Below are 14,408 nucleotides of genomic sequence, written 5' to 3'. Positions count from 1 at the left end.
AGCAGTGACTTACTTGTCGCCCAACTGCTCTGACATGGTGTTGCCCGGGTTTGGCGTACGCGGTTCATCGACCGGACGCGGCGCACGCGGGGTGCCATTGTTGTCAGAATTGTTAGACGCGCCTGGGTCTTCCCAGCCTGCCGGCGGACGCACTTCGCGGCGCGCCATCAGGTCGTCAATCTGCGGTGCATCAATGGTCTCATATTTCATGAGCGCATCTTTCATCGAATGCAGGATGTCCATATTGTCGTTCAGGATCTGACGGGCGCGAGCGTAGTTACGTTCAATCAGCGCTTTCACTTCCTGGTCGATGATACGTGCCGTCTCATCGGACATATGTTTCGCTTTTGCCACGGAGCGGCCCAGGAATACTTCGCCCTCTTCCTCTGCATACAGCAGCGGACCGAGTTTGTCGGAGAAGCCCCACTGAGTCACCATGTTACGCGCCAGGTTTGTCGCCACTTTAATATCGTTAGACGCACCGGTGGAAACATGTTCCGCACCGTAGATAATCTCTTCCGCCAGACGACCGCCGTACAGGGTTGAAATCTGGCTTTCCAGCTTCTGACGGCTGGCGCTGATCGCATCGCCTTCAGGCAGGAAGAAGGTCACACCCAGCGCACGACCGCGTGGAATGATCGTCACCTTGTGTACCGGATCGTGTTCCGGAACCAGGCGGCCGATAATCGCGTGTCCTGCTTCGTGGTATGCCGTGGACTCTTTTTGCGCTTCCGTCATCACCATGGAGCGACGTTCCGCACCCATCATGATTTTGTCTTTCGCTTTTTCGAATTCCACCATAGACACCACACGCTTGTTACCGCGAGCGGCGAACAAAGCAGCTTCGTTGACCAGGTTAGCCAGATCCGCACCGGAGAAGCCTGGCGTACCACGCGCGATGATTGCCGCGTCGATATCTGGCGCCAGCGGTACGCGACGCATATGCACTTTCAGAATCTGTTCACGACCACGAACATCCGGTAAACCGACCACAACCTGACGGTCGAAACGGCCTGGACGCAGCAGCGCAGGGTCAAGTACGTCAGGACGGTTAGTTGCCGCGATAACGATAATACCTTCGTTACCTTCGAAGCCGTCCATCTCAACCAGCATCTGGTTCAGGGTCTGCTCACGTTCATCGTGACCACCGCCCAGGCCTGCGCCACGCTGGCGGCCTACGGCGTCGATTTCATCGATAAAGATGATGCACGGTGCTGCCTTCTTAGCCTGCTCGAACATGTCACGCACACGAGATGCGCCGACACCCACGAACATTTCAACGAAGTCAGAACCTGAAATAGTAAAGAACGGTACCTTCGCTTCACCCGCGATGGCTTTTGCCAGCAGGGTTTTACCGGTACCCGGAGGGCCGACCATCAGGACGCCTTTCGGGATCTTACCGCCCAGTTTCTGGAAACGGCTCGGCTCACGCAGGTATTCAACCAGTTCACCCACCTCTTCTTTTGCTTCGTCACAACCAGCTACGTCAGCAAACGTGGTTTTGATCTGGTCTTCCGTCAGCATACGCGCCTTGCTCTTACCGAACGACATGGCACCTTTGCCACCGCCGCCCTGCATCTGGCGCATAAAGAAAATCCAGACGCCGATAAGAAGCAGCATCGGGAACCAGGAAATGAAGATAGAAGCCAACAGGCTTGGTTCTTCCGGTGGCTCGCCTACCACTTTGACGTTTTTGGTCAGAAGGTTATCAAGCAGCTTAGGATCGTTCACCGGGATGTAAGTCGTGTAACGGTTACTATCTTTCTTGGTAACGTTGATCTCACGTCCGTTGATACGCGCTTCGCGAACCTGGTCCTGATTGACCTCTTGCAGGAAGGTAGAATAATCCACCTTGCGGCCATTCGACTCGCTGGGCCCAAAGCTCTGGAATACTGACATCAGCACAACGGCAATGACCAGCCAGAGTATTAGGTTTTTCGCCATGTCACTCAAGGGATTAACCTCATATTACAACTGTGTTAAAAACAGCGTCAGGATACTCTATATCCAGTTTCATTCAAACTTTCGCCTGAAATCTACCGGTTATCATTTTCGCCCGGTCGCTACAATATACACTTCACGGGAACGGGCCCGGGAAGAGTCCGGCTTACGAACTTTGACCTTCGCAAACAGGGAGCGAATTTCCTTAAGATACTCCTCGAAACCTTCGCCCTGAAACACCTTCACAACAAAACTACCACCAGGCGCTAGTACATCACGACACATTTCTAACGCTAGTTCCACCAGATACATGGCGCGGGGGATATCCACCGCCGGTGTTCCACACATATTTGGTGCCATATCCGACATGACAACCTGGACCTTACTGTCACCTACACGATCAAGTAATGCTTTAAGCACTAATTCATCACGAAAGTCGCCCTGAAGGAAGTCGACACCGACGATGGGATCCATTGGTAAAAGATCGCATGCGATGATTCGGCCTGTTCCGCCGATCTGCGTAACCGCATACTGGGACCATCCGCCAGGTGCCGCACCGAGGTCGACAACCGTCATTCCCGGTTTAAAAAGTTTGTCACTTTGCTGTATTTCATCAAGTTTAAACCAGGCGCGGGAACGCAACCCCTTTTTCTGCGCCTGTTGAACATATTTATCGCTAAAGTGTTCCTGAAGCCAGCGGCTGGAGCTGGCAGAACGCTTTTTACCTGTCATTTAACATTTCCGTCCTGGTTCATCGTTGCTTGCCTGTGACGTAAATTTCTACGCAGCTATTTGGCGATATTAGGGAGATGGCGGTAGAATGAACCGTTTTCAATCCCAACGTAAGCAAAAATATACGATGAATCTGAGTACTAAACAAAAACAGCACCTTAAAGGTCTGGCACATCCGCTCAAGCCTGTAGTGATGCTTGGCAACAATGGTTTGACCGAAGGGGTGCTTGCCGAGATTGAACAAGCGCTGGAACACCACGAGCTGATCAAGGTGAAAATCGCCTCTGAAGACAGAGACACTAAAAACCTGATCGTGGAAGCCATCGTGCGCGAAACCGGCGCCTGTAATGTACAGGTCATCGGTAAAACGCTGGTGCTCTATCGCCCATCTAAAGAGCGCAAAATCTCGCTGCCACGTTAAGGATATCCTGAATCGAACACATTTTCTGTGTGAAACGAGGGATTTCTTTCAGCAGGCGAGCAAAATGCCATGCTCCTTGAGTTGATAAAAGGCCGCTATGCGGCCTTTTTCTTTTCTTTACAATGTATCAACATCTTAGTAGAGAAGCGAATTAGAGGTATTCAACCTTAATAATTTCGTATTCTACTTCGCCGCCAGGGGTGCGGATGGTGACCACATCGTCCTGCTCTTTGCCAATCAGGCCACGAGCAATCGGGGAGTTCACCGAAATCAGGTTCTGTTTGAAGTCCGCTTCATCATCACCCACGATGCGATAGGTCTGCTCTTCGTCGTTGTCCAGGTTCAGGACGCTGACGGTAGAACCGAAGATCACACGGCCATTATTTGGCATTTTGGTGATATCAATAACCTGCGCGTTAGACAGTTTCGCCTCGATATCTTTAATGCGCCCCTCACAGAAACCCTGCTGCTCACGCGCCGCGTGGTATTCAGCGTTCTCTTTCAGGTCGCCATGCTCACGCGCTTCCGCGATAGCGGCGATGATTTCAGGGCGACGCACAGATTTGAGAAAATCCAGCTCTTCGCGCAGTTTTTCGGCACCACGTAAGGTCATCGGAATAGCTTGCATTTGTTATACCTCTTAAACATTCCTGTTGGGAGCAGTGTTCCCTGCTCCAGCCCACCTGAACAGGCCAGAAGCAAAAAGAAAACCGACCCGGGAGCAACGCCCCAGGTCAGCAGCAATTTTTCAATTTGATACGCATTTTACCGCGAAGTTCACTATGGGTCATCGTTTACTTTACAGTGCCATGCACCGTAGTATGACGGTTTGTTTTCGGGTTGTTAGCGCGAGATTATGCGATTTTCCAGTTTTATCATCGGATTGACTACCAGTATAACGTTCACCGTTCAGGCCGCGAACGTTGATGAGTACATTAATCAACTGCCCGCCGGCGCGAACCTTGCCCTGATGGTGCAGAAGGTTGGCGCGCAGGCTCCCGAGATTGACTATCACAGTCAACAGATGGCGCTGCCTGCCAGTACCCAGAAGGTTATCACTGCCCTCGCCGCCCTGCTCCAGCTCGGGCCTGACTTCCGTTTTACTACCACCCTTGAAACCAGAGGTAACGTTGAGGGTGGCGAACTGAAAGGGGATCTTATCGCCCGTTTTGGCGGCGATCCTACCTTTAAGCGTCAGGATGTCCGCAACATGGTGGCGGTACTGAAAAAATCCGGCGTGACAAAAATTGATGGCAACGTGCTGATCGACACCTCCATTTTCGCCAGCCACGATAAAGCGCCTGGCTGGCCGTGGAACGACATGACGCAGTGCTTTAGCGCCCCGCCAGCCGCCGCCATCGTCGACCGTAACTGCTTCTCCGTATCGCTTTACAGCGCGCCAAAACCCAATGATTTAGCTTTTATCCGCGTGGCCTCTTACTACCCGGTTACGATGTTCAGCCAGGTGCGGACGCTGGCGAAAGGTTCCCCGGAGGCGCAGTATTGTGAGCTGGACGTGGTACCGGGCGATCTAAACCGCTATACGCTCACCGGCTGCCTGACCCAGCGGGCCGATCCACTCCCGCTGGCCTTCGCTATTCAGGACGGCGCAGGCTATGCCGGGGCCATTTTTAAAGACGAACTGAAGCAGGCAGGCATAACCTACACCGGAACGCTGCTGCGCCAGACGCAGGTGAATGAGCCTGGCACGGTGATTGCCAGCAAACAGTCCGCGCCACTGCATGATTTGCTTAAGATTATGCTGAAAAAGTCGGATAACATGATTGCCGACACGGTATTTCGCATGATTGGGCACGCGCGCTTTGGCGTGCCGGGCACCTGGCGGGCCGGTTCTGATGCCGTACGTCAAATCCTGCGCCAGCAGGCGGGAATCGATCTGGGCAATACGATTGCGGTCGATGGTTCCGGTTTATCGCGTCATAATCTGATCTCGCCTGCCACCATGATGCAGGTGTTGCAGTACATTGCTCAGCACGACGCTGAGCTAAACTTTATCACGATGCTGCCGCTTGCCGGACACGATGGTTCACTTCAATACCGTGCGGGCCTTCACGCTGCGGGCGTGGATGGCAAAGTGTCAGCCAAAACGGGATCGCTGCAAGGCGTTTACAACCTTGCCGGTTTTATCACCACAGCCAGCGGTCAACGCATGGCATTCGTGCAGTATCTCTCCGGGTATGCCGTCGAACCGGCCGACCAGCGCAATCGTCGTATTCCACTGGTGCGTTTCGAAAGCAGGCTCTACAAGGACATCTACCAGAATAACTAGCGATGAAACTACTGATAGTTGAAGACGATCTGTTATTGCAGGAAGGGTTAGCGCTGGCGCTGGGCAATGAGGGCTACGCCCTGGATTGTACCGCCACGGCCGCTGAAGCAGATGCCCTGATACAGAGCGGAGAATACAGTCTGGTGATCCTGGATTTGGGGCTGCCGGATAAAGACGGCGCGACGCTGCTCTGCCAGTGGCGTCGTCGCGGGGTGGAGAATCCCGTATTGATTCTCACCGCTCGCGATGCCATTGAAGACAGAATTAACGGGCTGGATTCTGGCGCTGACGATTATCTGGTAAAACCCTTCGCCCTCGCCGAGCTACAGGCTCGCGTACGGGCGTTGATCCGCCGCTACCAGGGCCACAGCGACAACCTGCTGACGGACGGGGATATCACCCTCAATCTACAAACCCAGCAGGTGCTGCGCCAGTCTCAGCCTGTGGAGGTGACGCCAAAAGAGTTCGCTCTGCTGACGCGTCTGATCATGCGCAGCGGACAGACGGTGCATCGTGAAACGCTGCAACAGGACATCTACTCCTGGCAGGACGATCCGGGATCGAACACGCTTGAAGTCCACATACATAACCTGCGGCGTAAGCTTGGCAAAGATCGCATCAAAACCGTACGCGGGGTGGGTTACCGTCTGGAGAGCCAGAAATGAACAGTATGCGTCGGCGATTAATGGTGTTGCTGGCGGTTATTCTGTTATTTTTTCAACTCATTAGCGTAATCTGGCTATGGCACGAGAGCCGCGAACAAATCGGTTTCCTGGTGAACGAAACGCTCTCCGCGAAAGCGCGCAACACCCATGTCGAAAAAGAAATTCGCGAAGCCATAGCCTCGCTGCTGATCCCTTCTCTGGTGATGGTCGGTTTTACCCTGTTCTTCTCATTTTGGGCAGTCACCTGGATCACCCGGCCCCTCAACAAACTTCGCAACAGCCTGGCGAACCGATCGGCGGATAATCTGACGCCCCTGCCGATGTATTCCGATATGGAAGAAATTGGTGCAGTGACCACGTCGCTAAATCAGCTGCTCGCCCGGCTGGACCACACTATCCAACAGGAACGCCTCTTTACAGCCGATGCGGCACATGAGTTACGAACACCGCTTGCGGGGATCAGGCTCCATCTGGAACTGATGGCTCAGTCCGGTTCCCCACAGGCCACACCTCTGATAAGCCGTATCGATCAGTTAATGCATACGGTGGAACAGCTGTTGATGCTGGCGCGTGCCGGGCAGGCGATGGCCAGCGGCCACTACGATACCGTGAACTGGACAGAGACAATCATTGCCCCGCTCAGCCTGGAACATGAAGCCAAAGAGCATACGGTAATATGGCCGCCGCAAAGCGCGCTGACGGTGCAGGGGGACGCCGTCCTGTTACGTCTGATGCTCAGGAACCTTCTTGAGAATGCCGCTCGCTACAGCCCGGCAGGCACAACCATTGAAGTGGCATTAACAGCGACGGAGGGCGGTACCCGGGTGAGCGTTACCGATCAGGGGCCGGGTATTGATGAGGCACACCGCCAGTCGATCACCGAGCCTTTCCGCCGTCTCGACCAGCGCTACGGCGGCAGCGGTCTTGGGCTGAGCATCGTACAGCGTATCGTACAGCTCCATCATGGCCATTTAACGCTGGAGAACGGCGCTGAGGGCGGTTTAATCGCCAGCTGTTGGTTACCCGCGAAAATAGGTTAAAAAAAAAAGCCCCGTCAGGGGCTTTATACAGAGATTAGTGCTTGTAGATGAACTCGACGCCTTCTTCGTCGTCTTCATCCCAGTCATCGTCCCAGTCTTCATCATCTTCTTCCGCTTCCAGCTCTTCGAGCTGCTGGCGGTGGTAGTCATCCCACATGAATTCAACTTTTTCAGGCTGTTTCGCTTCTTCTGCCTGAACAACCGGATTCTCGATGATAAAGGTCATCACATCCCAGCAGAGATCTTTCACGCCAACCTGGCTGGCGGCAGAGATCAGATAGTATTTATCTTCCCAACCCATCGCTTCGGCAATCGCTTTAGCTTTCGCTTCAGCTTCCGCTTTGTCCATCAGGTCGATCTTATTGAAGACCAGCCAGCGTGGTTTTTGCGCCAGTTTTTCACTGTACTTCTCCAGCTCGCCAATAATGATACGGGCGTTTTCAACCGGATCGGAGCCGTCGATTGGATCGATGTCGATAAGGTGCAATAGTACGCGGCAACGCTCAAGGTGCTTCAGGAAGCGAATACCCAGACCGGCGCCTTCTGCTGCCCCTTCAATCAGACCAGGAATGTCCGCTACCACGAAGCTCTTCTCGTTATCCATACGGACAACGCCCAGGCTCGGTACCAGCGTCGTAAACGGATAGTCCGCTACCTTTGGTTTCGCCGCAGAGACCGCACGGATAAACGTCGATTTACCGGCGTTTGGCATACCCAGCATCCCCACATCTGCCAGCAGCATCAGTTCCAGTTGCAGGTCGCGCTTATCACCCGGCGTACCCATGGTTTTTTGACGCGGGGTACGGTTTACGGAAGATTTGAAACGGCTGTTACCCAGACCGTGCCAGCCGCCTTTCGCCACCATCAGGCGCTGACCGTGTTTGGTCATATCACCCATGGTTTCGCCCGTGCCCTGGTCGATCACACGCGTACCCACAGGCACTTTGATCGTCACGTCTTTACCGCGTTTACCGGTACAGTCGCGGCTCTGACCGTTCTGACCACGCTCGGCGCGGAAAGATTTTTCAAAACGGTAGTCAATCAACGTATTGAGGTTTTCATCCGCCTCCAGCCACACGTCACCACCGTCTCCACCGTCACCGCCGTCAGGACCGCCACGAGGAATATATTTTTCACGGCGGAAGCTTACACAGCCGTTACCGCCATCACCTGCCACGACCAGAATCGTCGCTTCATCAACAAACTTCATTTTACTCTCCGTAACTCATTCGCCTGAGCGGGGGACTATTACAACCGCTTCATTTTTGCGCCAACGCCCCCAGAGACGATGACCAATGGCGGAATACATCGCGCCCGCAACCACGACAAACGCACCGAGATAACCCAACAGGTTGAGCATCGGCTTGACGAAGACATCGGGCCAGGCCATTGATAACAAATCTGAAAATAACAGCGTAAACAGCGGGGTAAGCGTAATTAAGGCGCTCACCTGTGCTGCCTGCCAGCGCGCCATAGCTTCAGCCAGCGCGCCATAACCGACCAGCGTATTCAGCCCACAAAAAATGAGGCACGCCAGTTGCCAATCGCTGAGCTGGGTAATGACACCCGGCTTCGCTAACGGCAATAATGCCAGTGTACACAAAGTGTACAGCAAAAAGAGGATCTGCTGTGAGGCCAGACGGCGCAATAACACCTTTTGCGCGACGCCATAACTCACCCAGACCGTTGCTGCGCCCACCCCAAAAATGACACCCCAGGTGTAATCCGTCAGGCGGGTAAAAATCTCGATCAGACTGGTATTAAAGAACATCACCAGCCCGCAAAGCAGCATGCTTGCCCCGACGATCTGCGTGCCGCGCATCTTCTCCTTGAGGATGAATACGCTGGCGACCATCATGCCGACCGGTGAAAGCTGACCAATCACCTGCGACGCTGTAGGGCTAAGATATTGCAGGGAAGAGCTGAACAGAATGAAGTTACCGAACAGACCGCCCGTCGCGATAGCCAGTAACACCAGCCAACGCGGTTTTCGGAAGATGCGCAGCGGTGGCAGCTTACCTTTAACGACCAGAATGGCGCCCAGGCCTATGCTTGCCATCAGGAAGCGATAAAACACCACCGTCGGTGGCTCCATGACTTCCAGTACCTGCTTCATTGCAATTGGCAGCGCACCCCAGCACATTGCGGTAGTGAGCGCCAAGAGAATACCCATGCCGGCCTGCTGCTTCATGCCCGTTTTCCCTACAGAAAATTTCCGGGTTTCCAATGTAAAAAGCCCCGCAACACGTTGCGGGGCTTTAATCCGTTACCGGACCGAGAAAACCTTACTCAGCAACGATGCTGATGTATTTACGGTTGTTCGGGCCTTTAACTTCAAATTTCACTTTACCGTCTGCTTTAGCAAACAGAGTGTGGTCACGACCGCAACCTACGTTGGTACCCGCGTGGAATTTGGTGCCACGCTGACGAACGATGATGCTACCCGCCAGAACGGATTCGCCACCGAAACGCTTAACGCCCAGGCGTTTAGCTTCTGAATCGCGACCGTTACGTGTGGAGCCGCCAGCCTTTTTATGTGCCATTTAAATCTCTCCTCAGGTCTTAGGCGCTGATGCCAGTAATTTTCACATCAGTGAACCACTGACGGTGGCCCTGCTGCTTACGATAGTGTTTACGACGACGAAACTTAACGATTTTAACTTTCTCGCCACGACCGTGAGCAACAACTTCAGCTTTGATAACGCCGCCATCAACGAAAGGAACGCCGATTTTGACTTCTTCACCGTTTGCGATCATCAGAACTTCAGCGAACTCAACAGATTCGCCAGTTGCGATGTCCAGCTTTTCCAGGCGAACGGTCTGACCTTCGCTTACTCGGTGTTGTTTACCACCACTTTGGAAAACCGCGTACATATAAACTCCGCTTCCGCGCACATCCTCGTATGATTCAGAGTGCGCTATAAATATTCACAATAGGGCGCGAATATTACGCAAAACGCGAGCCTTTGACAAGTGCTACCATCAATACATGAAGAAAAAAAACACAACACGTACGGTAACGTTTATCTGAGCCGTTTTTTCAGTACAATCAGCAATACTATTTATAAACCGAAACCCTTTGTGTACCCATCTCGTGTGGGATAAACAGGATAAAAAGCCCGGCTTTTGCGATGAATTTAGAAAAAATCAATGAGTTAACCGCGCAAGATATGGCGGGTGTGAATGCAGCAATCCTGGAGCAACTCAACTCTGACGTTCAGCTGATCAATCAGTTGGGCTATTACATCGTCAGTGGCGGCGGTAAACGTATTCGTCCGATGATTGCCATTCTGGCCGCGCGCGCGGTTGGCTATCAGGGAAATGCCCACGTCACCATCGCGGCGCTGATCGAATTTATCCACACCGCTACTCTGCTTCATGACGATGTTGTGGATGAATCAGACATGCGTCGTGGTAAAGCCACCGCTAATGCCGCGTTTGGAAATGCGGCAAGCGTTCTGGTAGGGGATTTTATCTATACCCGAGCGTTCCAGATGATGACCCGTCTTGGCTCGCTGAAGGTACTGGAAGTGATGTCAGAAGCCGTGAACGTTATCGCTGAAGGCGAAGTCCTTCAGCTGATGAACGTTAACGACCCGGATATCACCGAAGAAAACTATATGCGGGTGATTTACAGCAAGACCGCACGTTTGTTTGAAGCAGCGGCGCAGTGTTCTGGCATTCTGGCAGGTTGTAGCGAAGCTCAGGAGAAAGGGCTTCAGGATTATGGCCGTTACCTTGGCACCGCGTTCCAGCTGATTGATGATTTGCTGGATTACAGCGCGGATGGCGAAACGCTCGGTAAAAACGTCGGTGATGACCTGAACGAAGGGAAGCCAACGCTGCCACTGCTCCACGCAATGCACAACGGCACACCAGAGCAGGCGAAAATGATCCGGGAAGCTATCGAGCAGGGAAATGGCCGCCATCTTCTGGAGCCGGTACTGGAAACAATGGCAATCTGCGGCTCCCTGGAATGGACCCGCCAGCGTGCTGAAGAAGAAGCAGACAAAGCCATCGCCGCTGTTCAGGTCATTCCTGACAGCCCATGGCGTGATGCGTTAATCGGCCTCGCCCACATCGCCGTTCAGCGCGACCGTTAATCCCGTCCTCGTCTCCCTGCGTCCCCGCAGGGAGATTCCAGTACGCACCAGTAAATTACTTTTCCGTGTAAGTTCATCAGGTTACAGGCCGCATGTATAAAGCCATGTCTTATTCTGAATATTGTTTCTCGTAACATGAACTTTTTAGAACAGAAGTTAGAAGTGAGTATAGTAATGCTGTCTTTTCACACGAAACGACGTGGACGATAACGAACACAAGGACAGCATTATGGATACAAAATTCATCGACTGGCATTCTGCTGACATTATTGCAGCACTGCGTAAAAAAGGGACATCGCTGGCTGCCGAATCACGTCGTCATGGGCTGAGCTCATCGACGCTGGCAAATGCACTGACCCGCCCATGGCCGAAGGGAGAGTTGATTATCGCGACGGCGCTGGATACGCATCCGTGGGTGATTTGGCCGTCACGCTACCACGATCCCATTACCCATGAATTTATCGACAGAACGCGCATGATGCGCCAAAGCAAAAAGAAGAAAGCACATCAGGACTGATGCACCCGGTTCGACAGAAACAGCAATCCCCCGGCCTGTTCTGGCAGGGGGGTGCCGGAAAGATTACTCGCCCTTCACACGCTCGATATTCGCACCCAGCGCGCGCAGTTTGTCTTCAATACGCTCATAACCACGATCGATATGGTAAATACGATCGACAACGGTAGTCCCTTCCGCAATACAACCTGCCAGCACCAGGCTTGCAGACGCACGCAGATCGGTCGCCATCACCTGTGCACCGGACAGTTTTTCAACGCCGTGGCAAATTACCGTGTTGCTTTCAATTTCAGCATGCGCCCCCATACGGATCAGTTCCGGGACATGCATGAAACGGTTTTCGAAGATGGTTTCCGTGATAAAGCCCGTGCCTTCGGCCACCAGGTTCAACAGGGTGAACTGCGCCTGCATATCCGTCGGGAATGCCGGATGTGGCGCAGTACGCACGTTAACGGCTTTAGGGCGCTGCCCGTGCATATCGAGGCTGATCCAGTCTTCACCGATTTCAATGTCCGCACCCGCATCGCGCAGTTTCGCCAGCACTGCATCCAGGGTATCGGGCTGTGCGTTACGGCAAACAATCTTACCGCCAGAAATCGCGGCCGCGACCAGGAAAGTACCGGTTTCGATACGATCTGGCAGTACGCGATACACACCGCCTCCCAGACGTTCAACACCTTCAATGGTGATACGGTCAGTACCCTGCCCGCTGATCTTCGCACCCAATGCGACCAGGAAGTTCGCGGTATCCACGATCTCCGGCTCACGTGCGGCGTTTTCGATGATTGTGGTGCCTTCTGCCAGCGTAGCAGCCGACATGATGGTGACCGTTGCGCCCACGCTCACTTTGTCCATGACAATGTGCGCGCCTTTCAGACGGCCATTTACGGACGCTTTAACGTAACCTTCTTCCAGCTTGATCTCCGCGCCGAGTTTTTCAAGGCCGAAGATATGCAGGTCGACTGGACGCGCGCCGATAGCGCATCCGCCCGGGAGTGAAACCTGTCCCTGACCGAAACGCGCCACCAGCGGGCCAAGCGCCCAGATGGAAGCACGCATGGTTTTCACCAGCTCATAAGGTGCTGAGAAGTTGTTCACGTTGCTGGCATCGATCCAGACGGAACCGTTACGCTCCACTTTGGTGCCCAACTGGCCGAGCAACTTCATGGTCGTGTCGATATCTTTCAGCTTCGGTACGTTCTGGATCTCTACCGGCTCTTCTGCGAGCAGCGCAGCGAAAAGAATGGGCAGCGCGGCGTTTTTAGCGCCAGAAATTGTGACTTCGCCCTGGAGACGCGTAGGTCCCTGTACACGAAATTTATCCATCGTTTGCTCTCTTATAAATTCAACCGTGCTGCGGGCATTTCGCCCTCAGCTCAAAAACCGTTTAGTTTGCGATCGCGTGCCCACTCCTGTGGGGTGAACGCTTTAATCGACAGCGCGTGGATGCGGTTATCCGCAATGTATTCCATCAGCGGCGCGTACACAGCCTGCTGTTTCTTCACGCGACTCATTCCGTCGAACATCTCACCCACAGCAATAACCTGGAAGTGACTGCCATCGCCAGAGACGTGGGCTTCCTGAAGGGAGAGTGCATTCATCAGCACAGTCTGGATTTCATTATTTTCCATGGGGTCTACATCATCTGATAGTGAAAACAAGCTCAACATCTTAGAGCAAAGTGGCGCGGTCTTAAACAAGCAAAAAGCCCCGACGCGTAAACTGTCGGGGCTTTCAGAAGTAACGTACTGAAAAAATTAGCGCGGTAATACGTCCTGCGGCAAATTGTAAAGCTGTGCAAGGGTAATCACGTTATCGCTTACTCCCGTCAGGGTGACGTTGCTCCCCTGCTTTTTGCCCGTGGCCACCAGGTGCGCCAGCAGGGCAATACCAGCGGTATCTACCCGCGTGACGCCATGGAGATCAATCAGCGTCACGCCCTGCATCGCGTTATGGCGAGCGTCCCACAGCGGGTTAAGCAGATCCTGATCCAGCTCTCCCGTCAGCGTCAACGTCTCGCCGTCACGCGCCCAGCTAAGCTGCTGCGACATTACTTCTTCTCGTCCAGGGTAATTTTCTGACGAGAGATTGACTGAAGCTGAGCAGTCAGGCCATCAATACCTTTAGTGCGCAGCAGATCGCTCCACTCGTTCTGTTTAGTGGTGATCATGCTGACGCCTTCAGCAATCATGTCGTACGCCTGCCAGTTTCCGGTCTGGCTGTTTTTACGCCACTGAAAGTCCAGACGAACCGGCGGACGGCCGTTTGGATCGATAATCGTCACGCGGATAGGAATGATGGTGGCGTCGCCCAGAGGCTGCTCAGGGGCAATCTGATAGGTCTGCCCGTGGTACATCGCCAGCGCCTGGCCGTAAGCCTGTTTCAGGTATTCACGGAACGCCGCAAAGTAAGCCTCGCGCTGTGCAGGGGTCGCGTCTTTGTAGTAACGGCCCAGCACCAGTGCGCCCGCATACTTGATCTGCACATACGGCAGCAGTTCCTGATCCACCACATCACGCAGATAGTCAGGGTTAGAGCGGATTTTTGGCTGTTCGTTTTTAAGACGGTCGAAGGTTTTCTTCGCGGCCTCATCCATCAGTTTGTACGGGTTACTCTGATCCGCAGCATGCGCCGCGGTAAGAGGGGCAATGACCAGCATGGCAACCATTAACAGTCGTTTAAACATGAATGACTTCTCCTGA

The 14,408-nt window shown here is 53.5% G+C and carries 17 protein-coding genes; 6 read left to right on the top strand and 11 right to left on the bottom strand.

Features of this window, described 5'->3' with window-relative positions:
* Positions 1-9: 9 nt before the first annotated feature.
* On the bottom strand, positions 10-1,944 hold the full coding sequence (gene ftsH / locus G6Q29_RS17285) for an ATP-dependent zinc metalloprotease FtsH (protein WP_003861810.1): 1,935 nt from the start codon (positions 1,942-1,944) through the stop codon (positions 10-12).
* A gap of 102 nt (positions 1,945-2,046) precedes the next feature.
* Positions 2,047-2,673, bottom strand: a complete 627-nt coding sequence (rlmE, locus tag G6Q29_RS17280) for a 23S rRNA (uridine(2552)-2'-O)-methyltransferase RlmE (protein WP_003861812.1) — start codon at positions 2,671-2,673, stop codon at positions 2,047-2,049.
* Positions 2,674-2,800: 127 nt separating this feature from the next.
* On the opposite strand from rlmE, the gene yhbY reads away from it, so the two are divergent.
* A complete protein-coding gene (yhbY, locus tag G6Q29_RS17275) occupies positions 2,801-3,094 on the top strand; it encodes a ribosome assembly RNA-binding protein YhbY (RefSeq protein WP_003861814.1) in 294 nt (97 codons plus the stop codon).
* A 151-nt stretch (positions 3,095-3,245) separates the two neighbouring features.
* Here the strand turns inward: yhbY and greA are convergent, their stop codons facing one another.
* Entirely contained in the window at positions 3,246-3,722 is a 477-nt protein-coding gene (gene greA, locus G6Q29_RS17270; protein WP_006812122.1) for a transcription elongation factor GreA, read from the bottom strand.
* 228 nt (positions 3,723-3,950) lie between these two features.
* Here greA and dacB point away from each other — a divergent pair, with 228 nt between their 5' ends.
* From dacB to pmrB, 3 genes are read left to right on the top strand one after another with little or no spacing between them, the layout of a single operon-like run.
* Positions 3,951-5,384 carry a serine-type D-Ala-D-Ala carboxypeptidase gene (gene dacB / locus G6Q29_RS17265; protein ID WP_003861817.1) on the top strand — a complete coding sequence of 478 codons (1,434 nt, stop codon included), beginning with the start codon at positions 3,951-3,953 and terminating at the stop codon, positions 5,382-5,384.
* 2 nt (positions 5,385-5,386) lie between these two features.
* Positions 5,387-6,049 (top strand): two-component system response regulator PmrA, encoded by a 663-nt coding sequence (gene pmrA, locus G6Q29_RS17260; RefSeq protein WP_165466674.1) that lies wholly within the window; start codon positions 5,387-5,389, stop codon positions 6,047-6,049.
* Positions 6,046-7,089, top strand: coding sequence for a two-component system sensor histidine kinase PmrB (pmrB, locus tag G6Q29_RS17255; protein ID WP_165466673.1), 1,044 nt, complete (start codon positions 6,046-6,048; stop codon positions 7,087-7,089). The genes pmrA and pmrB overlap by 4 nt, the downstream gene beginning before the upstream one ends.
* 34 nt (positions 7,090-7,123) lie before the next feature.
* Here the strand turns inward: pmrB and cgtA are convergent, their stop codons facing one another.
* The 4 genes from cgtA to rplU form a co-directional block, all read right to left on the bottom strand.
* Complete coding sequence (gene cgtA / locus G6Q29_RS17250; RefSeq protein WP_003861823.1) at positions 7,124-8,299, bottom strand: Obg family GTPase CgtA; 1,176 nt, start codon at positions 8,297-8,299, stop codon at positions 7,124-7,126.
* 15 nt (positions 8,300-8,314) lie between these two features.
* Positions 8,315-9,280: a DMT family transporter gene (locus G6Q29_RS17245; RefSeq protein ID WP_165466672.1), complete on the bottom strand. Its 966-nt coding sequence runs from the start codon at positions 9,278-9,280 to the stop codon at positions 8,315-8,317.
* Between the two features lie 94 nt (positions 9,281-9,374).
* Positions 9,375-9,632, bottom strand: a complete 258-nt coding sequence (gene rpmA, locus G6Q29_RS17240; RefSeq protein ID WP_003861831.1) for a 50S ribosomal protein L27 — start codon at positions 9,630-9,632, stop codon at positions 9,375-9,377.
* A 19-nt stretch (positions 9,633-9,651) separates the two neighbouring features.
* The gene (gene rplU, locus G6Q29_RS17235; RefSeq protein WP_003025032.1) at positions 9,652-9,963 is read right to left on the bottom strand and encodes a 50S ribosomal protein L21; all 312 of its coding nucleotides are present in this window, start codon (positions 9,961-9,963) and stop codon (positions 9,652-9,654) included.
* 257 nt (positions 9,964-10,220) lie between these two features.
* Between rplU and ispB the strand changes: the two genes are divergently transcribed.
* Both ispB and sfsB read left to right on the top strand, forming a co-directional pair.
* Complete coding sequence (gene ispB, locus G6Q29_RS17230) at positions 10,221-11,192, top strand: octaprenyl diphosphate synthase (protein ID WP_165466671.1); 972 nt, start codon at positions 10,221-10,223, stop codon at positions 11,190-11,192.
* A gap of 229 nt (positions 11,193-11,421) precedes the next feature.
* On the top strand, positions 11,422-11,709 hold the full coding sequence (sfsB, locus tag G6Q29_RS17225; protein WP_165466670.1) for a DNA-binding transcriptional regulator SfsB: 288 nt from the start codon (positions 11,422-11,424) through the stop codon (positions 11,707-11,709).
* A gap of 63 nt (positions 11,710-11,772) precedes the next feature.
* On the opposite strand, the gene murA is transcribed toward sfsB, so the two are convergent.
* The 4 genes from murA to mlaC all read right to left on the bottom strand — a co-directional run bounded on the left by murA (position 11,773) and on the right by mlaC (position 14,392).
* Positions 11,773-13,032 carry a UDP-N-acetylglucosamine 1-carboxyvinyltransferase gene (gene murA, locus G6Q29_RS17220; protein WP_006812128.1) on the bottom strand — a complete coding sequence of 420 codons (1,260 nt, stop codon included), beginning with the start codon at positions 13,030-13,032 and terminating at the stop codon, positions 11,773-11,775.
* 50 nt (positions 13,033-13,082) lie between these two features.
* Positions 13,083-13,337, bottom strand: a complete 255-nt coding sequence (ibaG, locus tag G6Q29_RS17215; protein ID WP_003861840.1) for a BolA family iron metabolism protein IbaG — start codon at positions 13,335-13,337, stop codon at positions 13,083-13,085.
* A gap of 126 nt (positions 13,338-13,463) precedes the next feature.
* The gene (gene mlaB / locus G6Q29_RS17210) at positions 13,464-13,757 is read right to left on the bottom strand and encodes a lipid asymmetry maintenance protein MlaB (RefSeq protein ID WP_165466669.1); all 294 of its coding nucleotides are present in this window, start codon (positions 13,755-13,757) and stop codon (positions 13,464-13,466) included.
* Positions 13,757-14,392, bottom strand: a complete 636-nt coding sequence (mlaC, locus tag G6Q29_RS17205) for a phospholipid-binding protein MlaC (protein ID WP_006812130.1) — start codon at positions 14,390-14,392, stop codon at positions 13,757-13,759. Before mlaC ends, mlaB begins: the two co-directional genes overlap by 1 nt.
* Positions 14,393-14,408 lie beyond the last annotated feature (16 nt).

It is taken from the genome of Enterobacter cloacae, assembly GCF_011078175.1.
In the GTDB taxonomy this organism is placed as follows: Bacteria; Pseudomonadota; Gammaproteobacteria; order Enterobacterales; family Enterobacteriaceae; genus Enterobacter; species Enterobacter cloacae_Q.
This window is presented reverse-complemented; position numbering and strand designations above follow the sequence as displayed.